General features: G+C 55.8%; 19 protein-coding genes and 1 riboswitch. Of the genes, 15 read left to right on the top strand and 4 right to left on the bottom strand.

The genetic code is table 11. The features are described 5' to 3' along the window. Positions 1-1,458 (bottom strand): aminotransferase class I/II-fold pyridoxal phosphate-dependent enzyme, encoded by a 1,458-nt coding sequence (locus B5D52_RS10945; RefSeq protein WP_016146924.1) that lies wholly within the window; start codon positions 1,456-1,458, stop codon positions 1-3. A gap of 14 nt (positions 1,459-1,472) precedes the next feature. Further along, positions 1,473-2,225, bottom strand: a complete 753-nt coding sequence (speD, locus tag B5D52_RS10940) for an adenosylmethionine decarboxylase (protein WP_016146923.1) — start codon at positions 2,223-2,225, stop codon at positions 1,473-1,475. A gap of 738 nt (positions 2,226-2,963) precedes the next feature. Between speD and B5D52_RS10935 the strand changes: the two genes are divergently transcribed. From B5D52_RS10935 to B5D52_RS10925, 3 genes are all read left to right on the top strand, one after another. Next, positions 2,964-6,053, top strand: coding sequence for an alpha-mannosidase (locus tag B5D52_RS10935; RefSeq protein WP_016146922.1), 3,090 nt, complete (start codon positions 2,964-2,966; stop codon positions 6,051-6,053). 177 nt (positions 6,054-6,230) lie between these two features. Continuing rightward, entirely contained in the window at positions 6,231-7,202 is a 972-nt protein-coding gene (locus B5D52_RS10930) for a carbohydrate kinase family protein (RefSeq protein WP_016146921.1), read from the top strand. Then, positions 7,199-8,014, top strand: coding sequence for a Cof-type HAD-IIB family hydrolase (locus B5D52_RS10925; RefSeq protein ID WP_016146920.1), 816 nt, complete (start codon positions 7,199-7,201; stop codon positions 8,012-8,014). Before B5D52_RS10930 ends, B5D52_RS10925 begins: the two co-directional genes overlap by 4 nt. A 47-nt stretch (positions 8,015-8,061) precedes the next feature. On the opposite strand, the gene B5D52_RS10920 is transcribed toward B5D52_RS10925, so the two are convergent. After that, complete coding sequence (locus B5D52_RS10920) at positions 8,062-8,733, bottom strand: YoaK family protein (protein WP_016146919.1); 672 nt, start codon at positions 8,731-8,733, stop codon at positions 8,062-8,064. Positions 8,734-9,095: 362 nt separating this feature from the next. Between B5D52_RS10920 and nrdJ the strand changes: the two genes are divergently transcribed. From nrdJ to B5D52_RS10890, 6 genes are all read left to right on the top strand, one after another. Continuing rightward, on the top strand, positions 9,096-11,450 hold the full coding sequence (gene nrdJ, locus B5D52_RS10915; RefSeq protein WP_016146918.1) for a ribonucleoside-triphosphate reductase, adenosylcobalamin-dependent: 2,355 nt from the start codon (positions 9,096-9,098) through the stop codon (positions 11,448-11,450). A gap of 128 nt (positions 11,451-11,578) precedes the next feature. Next, positions 11,579-12,148: a chromate transporter gene (locus tag B5D52_RS10910; RefSeq protein ID WP_040332484.1), complete on the top strand. Its 570-nt coding sequence runs from the start codon at positions 11,579-11,581 to the stop codon at positions 12,146-12,148. Continuing rightward, positions 12,145-12,720: a chromate transporter gene (locus B5D52_RS10905; protein ID WP_016146916.1), complete on the top strand. Its 576-nt coding sequence runs from the start codon at positions 12,145-12,147 to the stop codon at positions 12,718-12,720. Before B5D52_RS10910 ends, B5D52_RS10905 begins: the two co-directional genes overlap by 4 nt. 197 nt (positions 12,721-12,917) lie before the next feature. Further along, the gene (locus B5D52_RS10900; RefSeq protein WP_016146915.1) at positions 12,918-13,928 is read left to right on the top strand and encodes a DNA cytosine methyltransferase; all 1,011 of its coding nucleotides are present in this window, start codon (positions 12,918-12,920) and stop codon (positions 13,926-13,928) included. Then, positions 13,928-14,722 (top strand): Eco47II family restriction endonuclease, encoded by a 795-nt coding sequence (locus B5D52_RS10895; protein WP_016146914.1) that lies wholly within the window; start codon positions 13,928-13,930, stop codon positions 14,720-14,722. The genes B5D52_RS10900 and B5D52_RS10895 overlap by 1 nt, the downstream gene beginning before the upstream one ends. A gap of 150 nt (positions 14,723-14,872) precedes the next feature. Next, positions 14,873-14,954: riboswitch (Fluoride riboswitch) on the top strand. Between the two features lie 51 nt (positions 14,955-15,005). Beyond that, entirely contained in the window at positions 15,006-16,187 is a 1,182-nt protein-coding gene (locus tag B5D52_RS10890; protein ID WP_016146913.1) for a cation:proton antiporter, read from the top strand. Between the two features lie 357 nt (positions 16,188-16,544). Here the strand turns inward: B5D52_RS10890 and B5D52_RS10885 are convergent, their stop codons facing one another. Beyond that, positions 16,545-17,855, bottom strand: coding sequence for an alpha-amylase family glycosyl hydrolase (locus B5D52_RS10885; RefSeq protein ID WP_016146912.1), 1,311 nt, complete (start codon positions 17,853-17,855; stop codon positions 16,545-16,547). 285 nt (positions 17,856-18,140) lie between these two features. Between B5D52_RS10885 and rplS the strand changes: the two genes are divergently transcribed. The 6 genes from rplS (at position 18,141) to B5D52_RS10855 (ending at position 22,161) form a co-directional block, all read left to right on the top strand. After that, positions 18,141-18,482: a 50S ribosomal protein L19 gene (gene rplS / locus B5D52_RS10880; RefSeq protein ID WP_016146911.1), complete on the top strand. Its 342-nt coding sequence runs from the start codon at positions 18,141-18,143 to the stop codon at positions 18,480-18,482. A 239-nt stretch (positions 18,483-18,721) separates the two neighbouring features. Further along, a complete protein-coding gene (gene lepB, locus B5D52_RS10875) occupies positions 18,722-19,300 on the top strand; it encodes a signal peptidase I (protein ID WP_016146910.1) in 579 nt (192 codons plus the stop codon). A gap of 25 nt (positions 19,301-19,325) precedes the next feature. Continuing rightward, positions 19,326-20,204, top strand: a complete 879-nt coding sequence (gene ylqF / locus B5D52_RS10870) for a ribosome biogenesis GTPase YlqF (protein WP_016146909.1) — start codon at positions 19,326-19,328, stop codon at positions 20,202-20,204. Beyond that, on the top strand, positions 20,179-20,832 hold the full coding sequence (locus B5D52_RS10865) for a ribonuclease HII (RefSeq protein WP_242825636.1): 654 nt from the start codon (positions 20,179-20,181) through the stop codon (positions 20,830-20,832). The genes ylqF and B5D52_RS10865 overlap by 26 nt, the downstream gene beginning before the upstream one ends. Next, complete coding sequence (locus B5D52_RS10860) at positions 20,829-21,179, top strand: YraN family protein (RefSeq protein WP_016146907.1); 351 nt, start codon at positions 20,829-20,831, stop codon at positions 21,177-21,179. Before B5D52_RS10865 ends, B5D52_RS10860 begins: the two co-directional genes overlap by 4 nt. 13 nt (positions 21,180-21,192) lie before the next feature. Next, positions 21,193-22,161, top strand: a complete 969-nt coding sequence (locus B5D52_RS10855; protein ID WP_016146906.1) for a dipeptidase — start codon at positions 21,193-21,195, stop codon at positions 22,159-22,161. Positions 22,162-22,185: the final 24 nt, after the last annotated feature.

Genomic DNA, 22,185 nt, shown 5'->3' with positions numbered 1-22,185 from the left:
TTAGTACCTTCCTTTGAGCACGTTGAGGCGGGTGATATCTGCGTCCTCCGGGCCGGTCATCGAGCAGCCCTTGTCCTTGGCATACACGATGTAGTCCAGAATTTCCCGGGTGATGCGCTCGCCGGGTGCCAGAATCGGGATGCCGGGCGGGTAGCACATGACAAATTCCGAGCAGACACGACCCTCGGTTTCCATGATGGGCAGGGACTCGTGCTCGGCGTAGAACGCGTCCTGCGGCGAGACCGCAACGTCGGGCTCGATGTACTCCTGCTTCATCAGACCGGCTTCCGAGCCGCCGAAGCGGCGGCGTACCTCGGAGAGCGCACCGACCAGTCGCTCGATCTCGCGCGGACGGTCACCGATGGACAGGTAAGCCAGAATGTTGCCGAGGTCACCAAACTCGATCTGAATGTCGTACTCGTCGCGCAGCAGATCGTAAACCTCAATGCCGGCCAGACCGACTTGCAGGGTGTTGACCGACAGCTTGGTGGGGTCGAAGTCGTAGATGCTGTCGCCGTTGCACAGCTCACGCGAGAAGGCGTAATAGCCGCCGATGGCGTTGATCTCGCGGCGGGCGTACTCGGCAAGTTCTACCACGCGGGCGAAGGCTTCCTTGCCGCGCAGCGCCAGATTACGGCGCGAAATGTCCAGACTGGACAGCAGCAGATAGGAGCCGCTGGTGGTCTGGGTGAGGTTGATGATCTGACGCACATGACCCTCACTCATGGCAGGGCCGCACAGCAGCAGAGAGGACTGGGTCAGACTGCCGCCCGACTTGTGCATGGACACGGCAGCCATGTCGGCACCGGCAGCCATCGCGGATACCGGCAGATTTTCACCGAAATAGAAGTGCGTGCCGTGGGCTTCGTCGGCCAGACACAGCATGCCGTGCGCGTGCGCCAGCTGTACGATGCGGCGCAGGTCGGAACAGATGCCGTAGTAGGTGGGGTTGTTGACCAGAATGGCCTTGGCATCCGGGTTTTCACGGATGGCACGCTCGACGGCAGACACGCTCATGCCGAGCGGAATGCCCAGACGGTCGTCGCAGGCCGGGTCGATGTAGACCGGAATAGCACCGCACAGAACCATCGCACCCATGACACTGCGATGGACGTTGCGCGGCAGGATGATCTTTTCGCCGCGCCCCACAACCGACAACACCATGCTCTGTACCGCCGACGTCGTGCCGCCAACCATCAGGAAGGCGTGCGCTGCGCCGAAAGCCTCGGCAGCCAGCTCCTCAGCCTCGCGGATGACCGAGACCGGGTGACAGAGGTTGTCCAGGGGTTTCATGGAGTTAACGTCCATGCGGACGCACTGCTCACCCAGTAGGGCGGCGAGTTCGGGGTTGCCGCGTCCCCGCTTGTGCCCGGGCACATCGAAGGGGACAACGCGCATTTTTTGGAAGGAGTCGAGCGCCTCGTAGATGGGCGCGCGCTCCTGAGACAACGGTTTCATGGGACGCACCTCGCTTAGTAGATATTGCGGCCGCTGAAAATTTCGATCATCTCGCGGCGGATATTGTTCATGATTTCAAGCCGAACCATGGGCGGAAGCTCATACACGTCGGTCTTGAACAGGTAGTTTTGCAGGTCAATGTCCTTGAGCATCATCCGAGTGTGGAAGAGGTTTGCACTGTAGACATTGATATCGACTGCGTCGTAGCGGCGCAGGGTGATGGGGTCGATGTAGTCCTGAATGGACGCGACCGGGTGATCCATAAAGAGCTTCTGACCGTTCATGTCGCGGGTGAAGCCGCGAACACGGTAGTCCATGGTGATGATATCCGAGTCAAACGAGCTGATGAGGTAGTCCAGCGTGGACAGCGGAGTGATCTCACCGCAGGTCGCGACGTCGATATCCACACGGAAGGTCGCCAGACAGGTTTCGGGGTGGTACTCAGGATAGGTGTGCACGGTGACGTGGCTCTTGTCGAGGTGCGCAACCTGAGTCTCTCCGGGGACCGGACGCTCGGCGATGAGGATGGTGACCGACGCACCCTGCGGCTCATAGTCCTGCTTGGAGATATTGAGCACGGTGGCACCGATCATGTCGGTGAGGTTAGTGAGGATGGTGGTCAGACGCTCGGAGTTGTACTGCTCATCGATGTAAGCGATGTAGTCCTGCTGTTCGCGCTCGGTTTTCGCGTAGCAGACATCGTAGATGTTGAAACTCAGGGCTTTGGTCAGGTTGTTGAATCCGTAAAGCTTTAATTTTTCCGCCATACCGCAGGCGCTCCTTCTCAAAACAGAATAAAAAAACAAGCAGGGTGCGGAAATGGCACACTGCTTGTAAAAAAATCATATGGAAGGGGATGCCCGCGCGGCGGACTGATCCCGAAAATCCATGTGACAGATGGTTCTGTATAGAGAGTCTATATAGCAAATACTTACTTTTACTACTCTTATTGACCGTTTTACAAGTTGTGCACGCACTTCGCGTACCGGTTATAAAGTAACCAACTTATAAAATTGAGCTTTTAACTCAATCAATAATGGCGGCATTCGGCCGCCCCTCGGCAGTTGACCCGGCTGTCCGTATGGCCTTGCCCCGGAGAAAAAACCGGGTGGTCAGAAGAAATATTTGCATGGATACAGAAAACATATATCACATGACAAGACAAGTATACGGTATTTCACATCGGTTTGTCAAGGGGAAAAGCCAGAGCGGCAGGTAAAATCTGGCAGAAAAAGCGGTAAATTTGGGGCGAAAAGGGATATTTGTGAGAAGGACGTAAAAACTGCGCAAAAAGGACGCGATACGCGAAACAGAGACAGAAACGGCGGTTTGCACAATCTGTTTGGGGCTGGTTTATGCAGATGGGAAAAGTCAAAAAGAAACACATGCAATCGGACGAAAAGCATGTATAATACCAAGCAGAGGGAGTGATGCACTCCGGCTGCGGCCTTATGATAACCGCAGTCCAAAACACCCTGATCCCATTGTTTTGTTCTGGAGGAACTATGACACAGGAAAGACAGCTTGCGCGTGTGCTGGACAAGGCACACCGTTTGGAACACATCTATGAAGCCCGTATTTTTCACCGACTGGACGAAGTGCCCATGCAGGCATTCTCCTGCCGGGAGCACCTGCGAAAACCGCCTGCGGACGCGGCCTATCACCCGATTAAGGCCGGTGACGTATGGGGCGGAGAATGGGAAAACCTGTGGCTGCACGGCACGTACACCGTGCCCGCACATCTGGCCGACCGTCCGCTCTATGTCATGCCGCGTCTGGGCGGCTGGGAAGGCTTTCTGTTTCTGGACGGCACCCCGCACGCGATTTTTACCAATAAATACACCACTGAGACCCACGGCAACCACTATGTCGCACGCATTACGCCGGGTGCACCCGCGGGTACAGCCTTGCAGCTGGATTTTGAATACTACGCTGGACATTATATCCCGGGATGCGCACCCTTTGAGGACAGCGGTCTGAAAGACTGCCGCCACACCTACGAGGGCGTGTACATTGCCGAGCGGGACGAGGAGATTTTGCGCTTTGTCATGGACTTGCGCGTGCTGAACAGCCTGGCCAAGGCCATGCCGCAGGACAGCTTCCGCCGTGGCGACGTGGTCCGCTGCCTGTATGACGTGGTCGGACTGTGCCCGACGGCACCCGACGATGCCGACGAGTGGCGCAGCGGTCTGCGCGCTGCCACCCAACGCATGCAGCCGGTGCTCGAGGCCAAAAACGCTGCGTCCGCACCCATCACCGCGGTCATTGGCCACAGCCACATGGACACGGCTTGGCTGTGGCCGGTGGACGAGACCATCCGCAAGTGCGCACGCACCTACGCAAACGCCGTGCGCCTGATGGACGAGTACCCCGAGTACCGCTTTTTCCAGAGCTCGGCGTACCATACCGAGATGATTCGCCGCCATTACCCCGAACTGTTCGACAAGATGCGCGAGAAGATTGCCACCGGACAGTATGAACCGGGCGGCGCTGTGTGGGTCGAGTGCGATTGCAATATGGTATCGGGTGAGAGTCTGGTGCGGCAGTTCCTGTGGGGACAGAAGTATAACCAGAAACACTTCGGCCTGCGGTCGAATAATTTCTGGCTGCCAGATACCTTCGGCTATAACGCAGCCATCCCGCAGATCATGCGGGGAAGCGGTGTGAGATACTTTTTCACCACTAAACTGTCCTGGAACGACACCAATATTTTCCCGCACGATACCTTCTGGTGGGAAGGACTGGACGGCAGCCGGGTATTCACTCACTTTAACGCCACCCACTGCGAACCCGACCCCGAAACCCTGCTGCGCTACACCGTGGGCAACGATGACCCGACCTTTACGCAGGAGAGCAAGGATAAGCACGTCAGCCGCCGCAAGCTGATTGCCTACGGCTACGGAGATGGCGGAGGCGGACCGCAGTTTGAGCATCTGGAACTGGTACGCCGGGAACACGATCTGGACGGCTGCCCGCGCACCGAGCACCGGTCGGTCGGGGAGTTTGCCGAGGAGATGGAGCGCAATGCGCACGACGTGCCGGTACATGTCGGGGAGCTGTACCTCGAATTGCACCGCGGTACGCTGACCAACCGCCACGAGATCAAGCGCAACAATCGCAAGGGCGAAGTCGCCCTGCACGATCTGGAAGGCCTGACCGTGCTGGATGCCATCGAGCGGGACGTGCCTGCCGACGATACGGCCATCCGTCCGCTGATGGAAACGCTGCTCAAAAACCAGTTTCACGATATCTTACCCGGCAGCTCGATCACGCGCGTACACGAGGAGAGCATTGCCGAGATGCACCGCATGATTGCGGAGGCCAAGCAGCAGCAAAACGCGGTCGTGAATGCCACGGGCGCGGGTGTGACCGTATACAACCCGCTGGGATTTGCACGCAATGACACGATTTACTTGCCCTTTGCCGCACCGGCATGGGGACAGACCTTTGAAAACGTCTTTGGTCAGACCGTGACCGCAGTCGAGGGCGTAAGCCTTGCGCCGATGGAAACCCGTACTTTGAAGGACGGCGACTTGTACCCGACGACCGACCCTGTCTTTACGGTCACAGACGACGGTCTGGAAACCCCGTTCTACTGTGTTACCTGGGACGAAAACGGCGGTTTTGCTTCGCTCTTTGATAAGCGCGTGCGCCGCGAAGTGCGTTCCGGACTGCCGCTCGGTACCTTTGTGCTGGCCGAGGATGTTCCGGCCAACTGGGATAACTGGGACGTGGACGCGGACACGGTCGAGGATCGCTTCCAGCCGACCGCCGAGCTGCTCAGCCGTACCTGTGTCAGTGTGGGCAGCAGTCAGGCACGTTTCCGCTGCACTTATCAACTCACCGCACGCTCGACGCTCACGCAGGACGTGGTATTCTTCGCAAACCGTCCCGAAATCATCTTTGAGACCCGTATGGACTGGAACGACAAACACCGCTTCTTAAAGGTTGCCTTTGATACCGACATCCACAGCCGTTTTGCCTCGCACGAAATCCAGTTTGGACACATCGAGCGTCCGACCACGCGCAACGGCTCGCGGGAGCAGGCCATGTTCGAGGTGTGCAACCACAAGTACACCGACCTTTCCGAACCGCGTTATGGATGCGCTGTGCTCAACGATGGCAAGTACGGCGTATCGGTACGCGGCGGCAGCATCCGTCTGTCCCTGCACAAGGCCGGATGCCGTCCCGACGCGACCGGTGACAGCGGTATCCACGATGTAACCTATGCCTTTTTGCCGCACCCCGGTGCACTCAGCGCCCAGACGGTTGCCTATCCGGCATACTGCCTCAATGAACCCGTGCTGACCTTCCAGGGTGCGCGCCGTTTACCTGAGTCACCGGTTACGACCGACTGTGACCATGTCATCATCGAGTCGGTCAAGCCTCTGCACGAGACCACAGCCCGTGCGCTGGTTGTTCGCCTGTACGAGTGCGAGGGCGCAGCCGATCACGCAGACCTGCACTTTGCACCCTATATCCGCTCAGCTGCCCTGACCGACCTGCTTGAGGAGAACGAACAGCCGGTCGAGGTTCCGAAATGCACCTGTTCGTTCAGACCATTCGAGATCAAAACGCTGGTATTAACATACTAAGTCGTTTGCCGGAAAAAGCGACCCATTGGGCACATCGTCAAAGCGAACAAAAAACCCGGACGAGCCGTTGACGCGGCTCGTCTTTGCATTCTATAATAAGACCGTATACAAGGAGCAAGTAACCTGCGGTCTGCCGGCGTGCGGCGCGCAGAAAGAATGAAAGGGAGGAACCTTCAGATGTTTGATGTAACAGCACTGGGCGAAGTGCTCATTGATTTTACTGAGTGTGGACATAATCCCGACACCGGTATGGCGCTGTTTGAGCGCAATCCGGGCGGTGCACCGGCCAATGTTGCCGCGGCGGTCAGCCGTCTGGCAGGCCGTGCCGCGTTTATCGGCAAGGTGGGCGAGGATATGCACGGCGCATACCTCAAGAAGACGCTGGACGAGATTGGCGTAGATACGAGCGGCGTGAGCGTGGATGCAGGCGCATTCACCACGCTGGCATTTGTCTCGCTCGAGCCGTCGGGTGAGCGCGTGTTCTCGTTTGCCCGTAAGCCGGGTGCAGACACCTGCCTGACCGCCGAGGACATTCCGACCGCGCTTCTGACCGGCAGCCGTATCCTGCATTTCGGTTCGCTGTCGCTGACCAACGAGCCGGCGCACAGCGCAACGCTGTATGCAGTTGCAATGGCCAAGAAGTCTGGTGCAATCATCTCTTATGACCCCAACGATCGCCCGCTGCTGTGGGACAGCCGCGAGCGTGCGCGCAAGGTTATGCGCTCGGTGCTGCCGCAGGTTGATGTTATCAAGATTTCCGACGAGGAGACCGAGCTTCTGACCGGTGCAGCCGATCCGGAAGAGGCTTCCCGCCGTCTGATCGAACAGGGCATCGGCTGCGTGGTTGTTACGCTGGGTGCAAAGGGTGCGCTGGTGCGCACGGCGGCACAGGCTGAGCAGTCCGAGATCGTTCCGGGCTTCGCGTCCAAGGTTGCCGACACGACCGGCGCAGGCGACTCCTTCTGGGGCGGTTTCCTGTACCAGATCGCACAGAGCGGCAAGCGTCCGGGCGAGCTGACCCTGGCAGAGGCGGCACAGTTTGCACGCTTTGGCAACGCAGTTGCGTCTCTGTGCGTAGAAAAGCGCGGTGCAATCCCGGCAATGCCCGACATGGACACCGTTCGTGCACGTCTGGAGGGCCGAGCATGAAGCTGATCGCAGTAGATTTGGATGGTACGCTGCTCAACCACGACAAGGAAATTCTGGAAGGCAGCCGCAAGGCCATTGCCAAGGCGGCTGAGGCCGGCATTCGTGTGGTTGTCGCGAGCGGGCGCAGCAATCTGGAAGCACAGGGCTTTGTCAAGGATACCGCGTGCGACCGCTGGCTGATCTGCTCGAACGGTGCGGTGATTGTCGACCGCATGACCGGCGAGCGCCACAAGGTATGGCAGATTCCGCGTGAAACAGCAGCCGAGACTGTACGCCGCGGCGAGGAATGCGGTTTGCGGATGTTCCTGTACATTGACGACGAAATCTGGATGACCAACGATACTTATGAGCAGATTTTCTCTAAGATGCGCGGTTTTCAAGTGCCGGGCAGCATGCTGCACCTGACCGACGATCTGGTTGGAGATGTCGCATCCTGTGGGGGTGTCGTCACCAAGCTCATGGGCTGGAGCATGGACGCGGACAAGAAGCGCCGTGCAAAGGAATGGATGAGCGAACTGCCCGGACTGACCTTCACAAGCTCTGGCCCGGATAACTTTGAGATCATGGCCGAGGGTGCTGGTAAGGGCGAGGCCATTCGCTGGCTGGCGCAGGAGCTGGGCATTTCGATGGACGAGACCGCGGCAATCGGTGACTCGGACAACGATCTGAACATGCTGCATGCCGTGCGTCATCCGATTGCGATGGGCAACGCCTCCGATCATGTCAAGGAGCAGGTAGAGTTTGTAACCGGAACCTGCAACACCGACGGCATTGAGCGTGCGATTGCCTGGGTCATGGAACAGGACGCATAAAACCGGATAGATCACAAAAACGCTCCCGATTGGGAGCGTTTTTTCTGTCAGTCGATATGGACGGGGTCGGGTTCGTGGGCGAACATGAGCAAAAAGCCGATGAGCTGCAATCCGGCTGCAATCCAGATGGCGCGCTCACCGATGCGCTGGGTGAGCACAGCGCCGATGGCAGCACCCACGGCAAAGACCGCGATGACGAAGTAATAGTGCATACTTTTGCGCTTCAGTTCGGGGTCACCGGTCGTGTGGTAGCCGCACAGCAGCGAGGCAGCCGAGCGCATATTGCCGATACACATGGTGGTCGCACAGGGCAGTCCGCGGAACTTGCGGAAAGCGTTGACCTGCATGGCACAGGCGAAGGATAACAGGACGTTGGCCGCGACGCTCAGCGACTGGGGCAGCAGTCCGGCAATGACAAGCAGCACGATTTCCGCGAGCAGGATGGTCTGCCGCCAGTGGATGCGCGTGCTGTTCTGATAGCGTCTGCACACCAGTTCGGCCAGATACACACCCAACATGAAGGCCAAAAGCGGGAAGAGGTAGTGCAGCGCGCGCCCGGGGTGACCGGTTGCGAGGTTCTGACCGAGCAACACGATGTTGCCGGTCTGGGCGTTGGCGAATACCTGGCCGCGGCAGTTGTACGAGTACGCGTCCTGAAATCCGCCCGCAAGCGTCAAAAAGACCGCGAGCGTGAGCGAATCGGACATCTGTTTTTTCATGGGAGTCACATCCTTATACGAGACAAACGGGGTTATTTTTACCGAGTCCTATTATACGCAGGTCGCCCTGCCCGCGCAAGTGCCGCAGAAGGGACAAAGAAGGATGGCAGAACGGTCAAAACAGGGAAGAACCAGCTGGAAAACATAGGGAATGTGTGGGAAACAGGAAATAGATACCATATCTAGCGGTTACAAATTCACTTGGGTGTTGACGGGATGGTAGGAATTTGAGCTGTTTTCGACCGGAATTTCGTATGCTTTTGCCCTTTCGCTCGGGCGCAAAAACGCTTACAATAGAGAAAGCTTATTGACGCCCCTGCCTGCTGCGGGGCGTTTTCAATGTCTGGAAGGAGCCCGAAAACGTGAGAGTAAAGTATGTAAAAAAACGTACGGGTAAAGTTGTACCCTATGACGGCCGCTTTATCGAGCGTGCCATCCGACTGGCCGCGGTATCGGCTGGAAACTATGAGGAGTCGGTGGTAACCGATGCCATCGCACACATTGAAAAGCACCTTGCCGATCAGCCGGACGAGATCATCCAGATCGAGGCCGTACAGGATCTGGTAGAGCGTGCCCTGTTTGAAGCCGGACGATTTGACGTAGCAAAGGCATACATTCTGTACCGCATGGACAAGGAAAAGAGCCGCGGTCTGTATGAGCACCGCGACGGCCTGCTGCGCAAGGAGTTTTTGAGCCCCTTCAAGCACGCACCCGGCCCCATGCAGCAGCTGGGCTCGTTCGTCTACTCGCGCACCTATTCGCGTTACCTGTCCCACCTCGGACGCCGTGAGTTCTGGTGGGAGACCGTGCGCCGTGCGGTCGAGTATAACTGCTCGCTGGCCAAGACCAGCCGCGAGGAGGCCGAGGCACTGTACCGCAACATCTATGAGATGAAGCAGTTCCTGTCCGGTCGTACCCTGTGGGTAGGTGAGACCCGCGTCGGTGAACAGTACCCGATGGCAAACTATAACTGCGCCTTTGAGGTCATCGACAACTTCCACGCATACCATGACCTGTTCTATTTGCTAATGGTCGGCTCAGGTGTCGGCGTGCGTATGCTCAAGTCGGACGCAGCCAAGCTGCCGCGCGTGCGCACCAACTTAAAGCTTCTGCACGAGATGTATCAGGAAGTGCCCAAGAACGAGCGTCTGGAATACACCAACCTCACCTTCTCGGGCGACACCGCTTACATCACCATCGGCGACTCCAAGGAGGGCTGGGCACAGGCACTCGACGCGTACTTTAACCTGCTCTACAACAACGAGTACAACAAGATCGGTCATATCGTGGTCAATTACAGCAATATCCGTCCCAAGGGCGAAAAGCTCAAGGTGTTCGGTGGTACGGCATCGGGCTACCAGTCCATGATGCGCATGATTGATAAGATTCACAAGATCATCGGTCAGGCCGGTGCGCGTGACGGCAAGACCCGCACCCAGCTCCAGCCCATCGACCTGCTGGATATCGCAAATATCATCGGTGAGAACGTGGTTTCGGGCGGCGTGCGCCGTACCTCGGAGATTGGCCTCATCGATCAGGACGACCCGACCTGCATTCAGGCCAAGAGCAACCTGTACAAGCAGGTTGGCGACCGCTGGGAGATCGACAAGTCGATCGCGCACCGCCAGATGAGCAACAACTCGATTTTCTATACCCATAAGCCCACCCGTGAACAGCTGCACTGGCACTTGCAGCAGATGCGCTACTCGGGCGAGCCGGGCTGGGTCAATCAGGAGGCAGGCGCAAAGCGCCGTCCGAACTTCAACGGCGTTAACCCCTGTGGCGAGATTCTGCTGGACAACCACGGCCTGTGCAACCTGACGACGGTCAACGTCATGGCCTTCGTTCAGCCCGACGGTACTCTCGACCGCGCAGGCCTGCTGGAAGCACAGCGCCTGTCCGCACGTGCAGGCTACCGCATGACCTGCCGTGAGCTGGAAATTCACGAGTGGAACGCTGTACAGCAGCGCGACAAGCTGCTGGGCTGCTCGCTGACTGGCTGGCAGGACATGGTAAACGCAACCGGCATGGAGCGCGAAGAGGAAGCCGAGCTGCTGGCCGAGCTGCGCAAGACCGCACACGAGGCGGCACGCAAGTACGCCGACGCGCTGGGCATGGTCGAGCCGCTGCTCGTGACCACGGTTAAGCCCGAGGGTACGCTGTCGCTGCTGCCCACCGTGTCGAGCGGTGTGCACTACTCGCACGCACCCTACTACGTGCGCCGCGTGCGCATCTCGGCGGAAGATCCGCTGTGCAAGGTGTGCGAGGAGCTGGGTTACCCGGTATTCCCCGAGGTCGGCCAGACCGCCGAGGACTGCCGTACCAAGGTTGTCGAGTTCCCGGTCAAGGCACCGGCTGGCCGCGTCAAAGCCGACGTTTCGGCCATCGAACAGCTGGAAAACTACAAGATGTTTATGACCCATTACGTCGATCATAACTGCTCGATCACCATCCACGTCCGTCAGAACGAGTGGGACGCAGTTGAGGAGTGGGTTTGGAAGAACTGGGACGATATCGTCGCCCTGTCCTTCCTGAGCCTGGACGACAATTTCTACGAGCTGATGCCCTACGAGGAGATCAGCCGCGAGGAGTACGAGCAGCGCCGTGCGGCGATGAAGCCGTTTAACCCGTCGCTTATCTCCAAGTATGAGAAGGAAGAAACCGAGCTGGATATCGGCGCGACCGAATGCGTCGGCGGTGTCTGCCCGGTACGATAACACAGACAGACCGGGAAGGGGGACGTTACCCCATCCCGGTTTTTGTTTGAGAGATGTTTACAATGCCGGGGGAGCGGTGTATGCTAAAAAGGGGTGTCGGCTCGCCGTGCACCCGGAAGGGGGAACCTATGCAAAAGAAAAATTGCTATTTGACACTGTTTCTTTCCACCCTCAAACTGAGCGCGTTTACGTTCGGCGGTGGTTATGTCATTGTTCCGCTGATGCGGCGGCGTTTTGTAGAAGGCCTGCACTGGATTGATGAAAACGAGATGATCGACCTTATCGCGATCGCCCAGTCGTCACCTGGCCCGATTGCGGTCAATGCGTCCATTATCATCGGCTATCGCGTGGCCGGTGTGCTGGGCGCACTGTGCACCATTCTGGGCACCGTTCTGCCGCCGCTTGTTATCCTGTCGCTGGTCTCGCTGGTGTATGCCGCTTTTCGTGATAACGCCATCGTCAATGTGGTCATGGGCTGTATGCAGGCAGGCGTGGCCGCGGTCATCTGTGACGTGGTCATCTCCATGGCACAGGGCATTTTGAAACTCAAAAAAGCCCTTCCGATCATCGTGATGGTGCTGGCGTTTGTCGGTCAGGCGGTCTTTCACCTCAATGTCATCCTTATCATCGTGCTTTGCGGCCTGATTGGTGCGATCAATACGCTGCAAATGTGCAAAAAAGGAGGACAGGACACATGATCTACGCCCAGCTTTTGTGGAGTTTCATTCAGATCGGCCTGTTCAGCATCGGCGGCGGTTATGCATCCCTGCCGCTCATCGAGCATCAGGTCGTGGATGTGCACGGCTGGCTCACACCCTTGCAGCTGACCGATATCATCACCATTTCCCAAATGACACCCGGCCCCATCGCGTTAAACGCTGCAACCTTTGTCGGCACACGCGTCGGCGGATTGCCCGGGGCACTGGTCGCAACCTTTGGCTGTGTCCTGCCTTCGTGCATCATCGTGCTGGCACTCGCTTGGGTCTATACTAAGTATAAAAACCTCGGTATCCTGCGCGGCATTCTGGACGGCCTGCGTCCGGCTGTCGTCGCACTCATTGCATCTGCCGGTCTGACCATCTTGGTTTCTGCCTTTTTTACTTCGGGCGCGTTTTCTGCGAATTTGTCCGATGTCAATGGCGTAAATGTTGTGATTTTCGCCGTGTGTTTGATCGTCTTGCGTAAGTGGAAACCCGACCCGATTTTGGTCATGGTGGGTTCGGGCGTGCTCGGCGGCCTCGCCGTTTTTGCTTTACAGTATCTGAACTAATGTCTATCTGTTTACCAGAGGAGTGTTTACTAAGCAAAAGGAATCGAGCAAATATACCGATAAAATAGCTAAAAAATTAGCTCTGAAAGAATCGAATTTGTTCTGGGACGTGTGTTTTCTCATATTTGCTGTGTTGAAAAAATATCAAATTTATGATATCATAATATAGATATACCCAAATTAAGGAGACTAGAATCATGTATACTTCGATTGAACTATTTGCTGGTGGAGGCGGGCTTGCTTTGGGATTGGAGCAAGCTGGCTTCCATCATATTGGACTTGTTGAGTTCAATCGTGACGCGGTGGATACACTTATTCAGAATAGACCAAATTGGAATGTATTATGTGAAGACATTGCGCTGACAGCGGAACGAAACTTGGAAAAAGAATTTAATATAAAGAAATATGATCTTGATTTGCTTTCGGGTGGCGCGCCGTGTCAAGCGTTTAGTTATGCAGGTAAACGTCTGGGGCTTCAAGATGTTCGAGGCACAATGTTTTATCATTATGCCACTTTCCTGCATAAGTTGCAGCCTAAAATGTTTCTTTTTGAAAATGTTAAAGGGCTGCTTTCACATGATAAAGGAAGAACATTTAAAACGATTTTAGATATATTTGAAGATGAAGGATATACCACCTATCATAAAGTGTTAAATGCTTGGAATTATGGTGTTCCGCAAAAAAGAGAACGTCTCATAATGGTAGGTATAAGAAATGATTTAGCAGGAAAATGTCGATTTGAATTTCCAAAGGAATATAGCTATAAACCGGTTGTTCGTGATGTGAAGTTGGATATAAATCCGTCATCTTCTGAATGCGCGAGATATTCGGAGAATAAAGCGGCAGTATTTGCACTTGTACCGCCCGGAGGGTATTGGAGAAATATTGATCCTGTCGTTGCAAAAGCATATATGAAGACTTGTTGGGATATGGGAGGAGGCAGAACTGGTATCTTGCGCAGAATCGGATTGGATGAACCGTCTTTAACTGTGCTCACAAATCCAGGTATGAAGCAGACTGATCGATGCCATCCACTGGAGGTTAGACCGTTTTCTTATAGAGAAAATGCTAGATTTCAGACCTTTCCTGATGATTGGGAGTTTAGTGGCAAATTATCTGAACGATATAAACAAGTAGGAAATGCCGTTCCTGTTAATCTGGCTAAAGAAATTGGATTGAGTATTAAAGCGGTGCTGGAGGTGCTATGATGTGGCCGTTAAGCTTTATTTCTGAAGAAGAATTTAAACAGCATGTTGCGGATACGATTGAAAAGTATGGAGAAAAGCTTGAGTCTTATGATATTAAAAAGTTTAACAGCAATATTATAGATCCCATTAAACTCATCTTTGATAAGATGGTTTATCACTCGACTTGGGAGGAAATTGTTAAAAATGAAATTTTTAGACAGAGAGATAAATCAAATAATAATGATATAGGATATTTCCATCAAAAAATTTTTCAGTATATTGCAAAGTGTCGCGTACCCGCAAACGGAAAAGAAGGCGGATGGGATGTTATCTTTGAAGATCAAGATGGCATTCAGCTGTCCATGGGAGATTGCGTACATAGGATTTATGTTGAGATGAAGAATAAACATAATACGATGAATGCACCTGCTGCTGGAAAAACATATATCAAAATGCAAAATCAACTTTTACAAGATGATGATTGTGTTTGTTATCTTGTTGAAGCGATTGCAAAAAATTCACAAGATATTAAATGGGAAACCACTGTTGACAAAAAGAAAGTATCGCACAAACGTATTCGTAGAATAAGTCTGGATAAGTTTTATGCCTTAGTAACAGGACAGGAAGATGCGTTTTATCAGATGTGTATGATATTGCCTGATGTGATCGAATCGGTGGTGTCTGATGCTTATATAAAGACGCCAAAAGACACTGTGATGCAAGAATTGGAGGAAATTGCAAACAAACAGGGTATACCGTTTTTTATGGCAATTTACATGTTGGCGTTTTCGGGATATAATGGTTTCGGCTGTTGATATAATGAAGGCTATACTCGCTTGTTTGTCACCAAACCTTATTTCGTATACAATAGCGAATATTTCCTGTGCCATCAATTGGAGCTTGAAAAACGGATGAATTAAGACAGGAAAACAGGGATTGACAGACAGGCGTGTGCGTGCTATGATAACAGCCGAGGGAATGAATGTCTCCCGCGGCCTTTGCGCCGAAACCGCTTGAATGACGAGAGCTGATGACTTCTGCAACGATTTTTGCAGGAGTTGTCAGCTCTTTTTGTCTGTGTAAGGAGGAAAAAGAACTATGTTATGGAGTTTGGCACTGGTTTTTCTGGGCGGATTGCTCGCCGGAGAGGTTTTTAGGCGATTACGCCTGCCGCCGCTTTTGGGTATGCTGCTCGTCGGCATTGCCTTCGGCCCGTATGCGCTGGGATTGCTCGACGATAGCCTGCTGGCAATTTCGGCTGACCTGCGCAAGGTTGCGCTCATCATCATCCTGACCCGCGCCGGCCTGAGTCTGGACATTGGCGATCTGCGCAAGGTTGGCCGTTCGGCGGTGCTGCTGTGTTTTGTGCCTGCAACCTTTGAGATCGTTGGTACGGTCATTCTGGCACCGCGCCTGCTGGGCGTGAGCGTGCTCGAAGCTGCAATCATCGGCTCGGTCATCGCAGCAGTCTCTCCGGCAGTTGTGGTACCGCGTATGCTGCGCCTGATGGATGAAGGGTACGGCTCCGGGCAGGGCATTCCGCAGATGATTCTGGCGGGTGCGTCGGTCGATGACGTGTATGTCATCGTGCTGTTCTCGTCCTTTACCAGCCTCGCATCGGGCGGTACGCTGTCGCCGCTCGACTTCGTCCGCATCCCGACCTCGCTGGTGCTTGGTATTGCTGCCGGTGTGCTGTGTGGTCTGGCGCTGGCGTGGTGGTTCTCTCATGTGCACATGCGCGACAGCATCAAGGTCGTCGTTTTTCTGGCGCTGTCCTTTGTGCTGGTCACCATCGAAGACCACTGTACGGGTATCATCGGTTTCTCTGGTTTGCTGGCCGTTATGAGCATGGGCATCATGCTGGGACAGCGCATTCCGGTCGTGTCCAAGCGACTGTCTGCTAAGTATGACCGTCTCTGGGTCGGTGCAGAGCTGCTGCTGTTCGTATTGGTCGGTGCGATGGTCAATGTTGCGTATGTTGCGTATGCCGGCGTTGCAGCGATTCTACTGATTCTGGGTGCAATGGTGTTCCGCATGGCAGGCGTGTTTGCCAGCGTGCTCGGTACCAAACTCAATGGCAAGGAACGCGCATTCTGTATGCTGGCGTATACGCCTAAGGCAACCGTACAGGCAGCCATTGGTGGTGTACCGCTGGCAATGGGACTTGCCTGCGGTGAGACCGTGCTGACTGTTGCCGTTCTGGCGATCTTGATCACCGCACCGTTTGGCGCGATTGCGATTGATTGTACGTATAAAAAGTGGCTGCAAAGAGCGAAATAAGCACCGCACCAAACACTGAAAGTTTCGCCAGCCTTTTCAAAGGCTGCGGGTTCTCAGGGCAGAGCCCTGAGTCGCTGTCCGCAGACAGCGAAATCCCCTTTTTGAAACCCGGTATTCGGACCGGGTTTCAACCAAAACAAACAAAAAGGAAAGACCAACCATTGGTTGGTCTTTCCAGAGTATTGCGCGTCCTGCTGGACGCGCTTTTCTTTTTTTGTTCAGGTTGATTCCCGGGGCGGACACCGGGAATCAATGGGGCGTTTCGAGCCTGCGGGCTCGACCAGGTTCCACCTGGACGGGCTCAAGGGACGCAGTCCCTTGAGAATCCCGAGCTGGGCTGCAGTGCTAGACGTTAAATCAGTGCTCAGTCTTCCAGAACGCGACCGAATACGGCGGGAGTTCTGAGCCGCCGCCGAAGTCGTGCAGCTGACCGGTGATCAAATCCACTGCCTGACCCGAACGCGCGTCAAAGTGTGCGGTGTACGGCTCGCTGTCGGCATTGATGGCGACCAGAACGCGTTCACCCTCGGCTTCACGCTCCCAGACGCACTGTTTATTGGTCAGAACCAGCTGTTTGAAGCTGCCATAGCACAGTGCCTTGGACTGCTTATGCGCCTTTGCCAGCTTGGCAATCCACTCGGTCAGCTCGTTTTCGACCGGTGCGTCGAAGGACGGACGCAGAGCGTCGTCGCCCTGTTCCTTTTTGCCCTCTGCGCCCCACTCACTGCCATAATAGATGCAGGGAATGCCGGGCATACCGAACAGCATACCGTAGAGCAGCGGCAGGTGTTTGGGATTGGTCAGGATGGAGGCGGCACGGGTTACGTCGTGGTTATCGACGAAAGCTAACAGATGCTTACCTTTATATAAGGTCCAATTTTCCGGGCCGAACTGACGGAGCAGGGAATGGGTGATCTCGAAGAGGTTCATGGAGTTGAGCGAGGAGTACAGACCTTTATAGCACTCGTAGTTGGTGCACGAGTGCAGCATACCCTCGCCAACGCGCTGGTTGTAGTCGCCGTGCAGCAGCTCGCCGACCAGGAAGAAGTCGGGCTTGAGCGTGTCGCAGAACGCACGCAGCTGGCGGAGGAACTCGGGCGGCAGGCAGTAGGCAACATCCAGACGCAGGCCGTCGATGTCGAACTGCTGGGCCCAGCCGCGGATGCAGTCAAAGATATGGTTTACGACCTCGGGATTTTGCAGGTTGAGCTTGACCAGTTCGTAATGACCTTCCCAGCCCTCATACCAAAATCCATCATTATAATTGGAATTGCCGTCGAAGCTGATGTGGAACCAATCCTTGTAGGGTGAGTTCCATTTGTTCTGCTGGACATCCTGGAACGCCCAGAAGCCGCGTCCAACGTGGTTGAACACGCCGTCGAGGACAACGCGGATGCCGTTGCGGTGTAGGCAGGCGCAAACGTCGGCGAAATCGGCATTGGTGCCCAGTCGGCAGTCGATGCGGCGGAAATCACGGGTGTCGTAGCCGTGCGAGTCGGACTCGAAGAGGGGAGAGAAGTAGATCGCGTCTGCACCCAGTGCGCGGATATGTTCGGCCCAATCGCTGACCTTGCGGATGCGGCTCTGATATACACCGTCATTGACGCGCGGTGCGCCGCAGAAACCAATCGGATAAATCTGATAAAATACGCTTTCGTATGCCCACATAAAACCAAGACTCCTTTTTTGCAGGGTATCAGCGGAAAGCCGCTCGTCCGGCTTCCCGGTGCTTTCAGTATATCCGATTCTGTGCCTTTTGTACAGAGTGCTCAGAAAAAAACCGCAAAAGCCGCGAAAAATCTCAGAGACCATACAAAAAAATGCTTGCAAACCACCGCGCGGATATGATACACTATTACAGAACGACGGACATTCCTCTGTCTACCGGCCTGAAGGATATGGCCTTAATCGAAGGATAGGCATGAATGCCCAGTATGAAAGGAAGACTGAAAGATGGATTTAGTAAAGGTTCTGTCTGAGCAGCAGCTCAAGAGCGATCTGCCCGAACTCAAGATCGGTGACACCGTAAAGGTTCATGCAAAGATCAAGGAGGGCAACCGCGAGCGTATTCAGGTATTCGAGGGCATCATCATTGCGATGAAGCACGCTGGCATCAACAAGACCGTAACCGTTCGCCGCATTTCTTACGGCGTTGGCGTTGAGAAGACCTTCCCGGTTCACTCTCCCAACATCGCTAAGTTCGAGGTTGTTCGTAACGGTAAGGTTCGCCGTGCAAAGCTGTACTACCTGCGTGGCCGCGTTGGTAAGGCTGCAAAGGTTGCAGAGAAGGTTTAATTACCAGATTGCAAACCCAAAGAGAGGAAGAGGTATCTTCCTCTCTTTTTCTTTTATCCCCATCCCACAGTCTGAAACAACCCGTCATCGCTGTCCGCGGTCAGCGGACAGAACACGCAGATTTCACACTTTTTTGCGATCTAGCACGATAAAATCGCAAGATTCAGTTGCGCGGGAACGGGTTTCGTACTATAATGAGTGCATGTGTCAATCTATCGTCTCAAGGAGGAGAGCCTAACATGAAGCAGCCAAACAGCGCACCGGTGGATACAAAAGACCAGGAAAATGACACCGGACGCTTTACAAACGGTCTGTTCGACTGGTGCGAGGCCATGATCTTTTCGCTGATCCTTGTGGTCGTGGTATTTACCTTCTTTTTCCGCCTGATCGCGGTCGATGGTACGTCCATGCTGCCCACCCTGCAGGATCACGATATGATGATCGTGAGCGATCTGGGTTATACCCCTGAGCGCGGGGACGTGATCGTGGTCAATAAGGAGACTTTCTCCATCGGCCCCATCGTCAAGCGCGTTATTGCAGTCGGCGGTGACACCGTAGATATCAACTTTGCCACTGGCGAGGTGTTCGTCAACGGCGAGGTGCTGGATGAGCCCTATATCAACGAACCGACCTACACGGCAGAGGGTACCGAGTTCCCGCTGACCGTACCCGAAGGTCAGCTGTTCCTGCTCGGTGACAACCGCAACGGTTCGAGCGACAGCCGCGACCCGCGCATCGGTCTGGTGGACGAGCGCTACGTGATCGGTCATGTACTGGCCGTCATCTTCCCGTTCAGCTCGTTCGGCGTGGTGTCGTAAGCCCCGCTTATTTTGGAGGAATCGCATGAATATACAATGGTATCCCGGCCATATGGCCAAGACCCGCCGCCAGATGCTCGAAAACCTCAAGAATATCGATCTGGTGTGCGAACTGGTGGATGCACGCATCCCGCAGGTCAGCCGAAACCCGGATATGGACGACATCGCGGGCGACAAGCCGCGCATGATCATCTTAAACCGTACCGACCTGGCCGACCCCGATGAGACCCGCCGCTGGGCGGCCTGGTATCGTGCGCAGGGTTACGCGGTTTTGGAGACCGACAGCCAGCACGGTGCGGGCACGTCCCGCTTTGCCGCTGCCGCACGCGAGCGTCTGGCCGACAAGATCGCGGTCTGGAACGAGAAGGGTCAGACCGGCCGCTCAGTGCGCGTTATGGTCGTGGGCATCCCGAACGTGGGTAAGTCCACCTTTATCAATCGCGTGCTCGGACGCAAATCGGCCAAGGCAGCCGACAAGCCGGGCGTCACACGCGGCGCACAGTGGTTCCGCGTGCAGGGCGGCATCGACCTGCTGGACACCCCGGGCATTCTGTGGCCCAAGTTCGACGACGAGCGCGTCGGCATCCTGCTCGCGGTCACAGGCGCGGTCAAGGACGACATTCTGGACATCGAGACGCTGGCCTGCAAGCTGTTCGAGCTGCTTGCTGAGCGCGCGCCGCAGGCCATCATCGACCGCTATAAACTCACCATCCCCGAGGAATCGGACTTTCTGGGCTATGATCTGCTCCAGCAGGCGGGCAGAAAGCGCGGTTTCCTGATCTCGGGCGGTGAGATCGACACCGAGCGCATGGCGCGCATCCTGCTCGACGAGTTCCGCGGCGGTGTGCTCGGACGCATTACACTGGAGACCCCGGAGGATTACGAAAATGCCCCGGAAGCGTGAGATAACGACCGTCACACAGGACTATGAGCAGGCCGCACGCGAACAGGGCTTTGGCGCGGTGTGCGGCGTGGACGAGGCCGGACGCGGCCCCCTCGCAGGGCCGGTGGTTGCGGCAGCGGTCATTTTGCCCGAGGGCTGTGTGATCGACGGCTTAAACGACTCCAAAAAGCTGACCGAGAAGCGCCGCGAAGCGCTCTACGACGAGATCTGCGGCAAGGCGCTGGCCTATGCCATCGCCTCGGTCGATCATACGGTCATTGACGAGATCAATATTTTACAGGCTACCTATCAGGCTATGACGCAGGCGATTGCCGGTCTTTCCCTCCCGGCAGACTTTGCCCTCATTGATGGCAACCGCGCCCCCATGCTGGACATTCCCTGTCAGTGTATCGTGGGCGGCGATGCCAAGAGTGCATCCATCGCCGCGGCATCCATCCTCGCCAAGGTCACGCGTGACCGCTATATGGTCGAGATGGATGCAAAATACCCGGTCTACGGCTTTGCCGGACACAAGGGCTACGGCACCAAGGCGCACACCGAAGCCATTCTGGCGCACGGGCCCAGTCCCATCCACCGCATGACCTTTTTAAAGAAGCTGTACGACAAGCACCCCGAGGCCAGACCGTGAAGCGCGGCGGCTGGGGTGAGCAGGCGGCAGCCGACTACCTGACCGCACAGGGCTACACCATCGTAGCACGCAATTATCGCACACGCTGGGGTGAGATCGACCTGATTGTGCAGGACGACCGCTATCTGGTCTTTGTCGAGGTCAAAACCCGTAAGTCGAGCACATTCGCCGCGGCACGGGAGGCAGTCGGCGCAGCCAAACAGCATAGAATGGTGGAGACCGCGCAGATTTGGCTGTCCGAGCACCCGATCGCACGCCAGCCCCGGCTGGATGTGATCGAGGTCTATGGCTCGGAAGGTGGGCCTGCGCGGCACATTGAGCACATTCCGAACGCATTTGAAGCGTAGGGGAGGGAAAAACATGCAGTTATTTGACCTGCACTGTGACACTTTGTTTGCATGCTGGGAGACCGAGCAGCACCTACGGGAGAATACCCTGTGCGTCAGCCGGGACGAAGCCCGCAAGTACGCCATGTACACGCAGGTTTTCGCGCTGTTCTGTGGTGCCAAACCGCCTGTGCCCATGCCGGGACGGCGCATCTTAGCCGATCTGCCCATGGAAGAACGGCTGGACATCCTGCTTGCGACGGCAAAACAGGAGTTTTCGGCCAATGCCGACTGGCTCATGCTGTGCCGGGACATGGACGACTGGGCTTGGGCACGCGACCACGGACGACACGCGGCGTTCCTGTCCATCGAGGGTGCGGAGCTTTTGGAAGCACCCGGTGCGCTGGACAAAGCTTATGACGCGGGCGTACGGCTGGTGACGCTGGCGTGGAACTACCAGAACGCCTTTGCCTGCGGCGCGGCGACCGATAACGACAAGGGATTGACGGGCCGCGGACGCGCACTCGTACAAGAACTGGTGAGACGGAACATGATCATTGACGTGTCCCATCTATCCGAGGCCGGATTCTGGGACGTGTGTCTGGAAACCGAGGCACCCTTTGCCGCGACGCACTCCAACAGCCGCGCATGCTGTGATCACAAACGCAACCTGACCCCGCTGCAATTTTTCGAGATCGTCCGACGCGGGGGACTGGTGGGACTCAACCTGTACAGCCCGTTTTTGCGGGAGGACGGCAAATCTGCCACGATCGACGACGTGCTGCGGCACGCGGACGATCTGCTGAGCCGGGGCGGAGAACACTGCCTCGCGCTGGGCACGGACTTTGACGGCTGTGAGGACACCCCGGAGGGGCTGCGCACGGTCGGAGACATGGAAAACCTGGCCGAAGCCATGCTGCGGCACGGATACTTAGAAAGCACGGTGAACGCGCTGTTTTACGGCAACGCGGTCACGTTTTTCACCCGGATGCTGGGTGCATAAAACCCGAACATGGAGGTTTCAAAG

Origin of the sequence: Butyricicoccus pullicaecorum DSM 23266 (assembly GCF_900167005.1) — a bacterium.
GTDB classification, from domain to species: Bacteria; Bacillota; Clostridia; order Oscillospirales; family Butyricicoccaceae; genus Butyricicoccus; species Butyricicoccus pullicaecorum.
The sequence above is the reverse complement of the archived record's forward strand: the minus strand, read 5'-3'. Positions and strand labels throughout refer to the sequence as shown.

What these genes read in the sequence shown, in the direction of transcription:
- B5D52_RS10930 (WP_016146921.1), top strand. Translation starts at nt 6,231, where the DNA reads ATGTTTGATGTAACAGCACTGGGCGAAGTGCTCATTGATTTTACTGAG.
- B5D52_RS10885 (WP_016146912.1), bottom strand. Translation starts at nt 17,855, where the DNA reads ATGTGGGCATACGAAAGCGTATTTTATCAGATTTATCCGATTGGTTTC.
- speD (WP_016146923.1), bottom strand. Translation starts at nt 2,225, where the DNA reads ATGGCGGAAAAATTAAAGCTTTACGGATTCAACAACCTGACCAAAGCC.
- B5D52_RS10855 (WP_016146906.1), top strand. Translation starts at nt 21,193, where the DNA reads ATGCAGTTATTTGACCTGCACTGTGACACTTTGTTTGCATGCTGGGAG.
- B5D52_RS10900 (WP_016146915.1), top strand. Translation starts at nt 12,918, where the DNA reads ATGTATACTTCGATTGAACTATTTGCTGGTGGAGGCGGGCTTGCTTTG.
- B5D52_RS10890 (WP_016146913.1), top strand. Translation starts at nt 15,006, where the DNA reads ATGTTATGGAGTTTGGCACTGGTTTTTCTGGGCGGATTGCTCGCCGGA.
- B5D52_RS10935 (WP_016146922.1), top strand. Translation starts at nt 2,964, where the DNA reads ATGACACAGGAAAGACAGCTTGCGCGTGTGCTGGACAAGGCACACCGT.
- B5D52_RS10925 (WP_016146920.1), top strand. Translation starts at nt 7,199, where the DNA reads ATGAAGCTGATCGCAGTAGATTTGGATGGTACGCTGCTCAACCACGAC.
- B5D52_RS10895 (WP_016146914.1), top strand. Translation starts at nt 13,928, where the DNA reads ATGTGGCCGTTAAGCTTTATTTCTGAAGAAGAATTTAAACAGCATGTT.
- rplS (WP_016146911.1), top strand. Translation starts at nt 18,141, where the DNA reads ATGGATTTAGTAAAGGTTCTGTCTGAGCAGCAGCTCAAGAGCGATCTG.
- B5D52_RS10945 (WP_016146924.1), bottom strand. Translation starts at nt 1,458, where the DNA reads ATGAAACCGTTGTCTCAGGAGCGCGCGCCCATCTACGAGGCGCTCGAC.
- B5D52_RS10920 (WP_016146919.1), bottom strand. Translation starts at nt 8,733, where the DNA reads ATGAAAAAACAGATGTCCGATTCGCTCACGCTCGCGGTCTTTTTGACG.
- B5D52_RS10905 (WP_016146916.1), top strand. Translation starts at nt 12,145, where the DNA reads ATGATCTACGCCCAGCTTTTGTGGAGTTTCATTCAGATCGGCCTGTTC.
- lepB (WP_016146910.1), top strand. Translation starts at nt 18,722, where the DNA reads ATGAAGCAGCCAAACAGCGCACCGGTGGATACAAAAGACCAGGAAAAT.
- B5D52_RS10910 (WP_040332484.1), top strand. Translation starts at nt 11,579, where the DNA reads ATGCAAAAGAAAAATTGCTATTTGACACTGTTTCTTTCCACCCTCAAA.
- ylqF (WP_016146909.1), top strand. Translation starts at nt 19,326, where the DNA reads ATGAATATACAATGGTATCCCGGCCATATGGCCAAGACCCGCCGCCAG.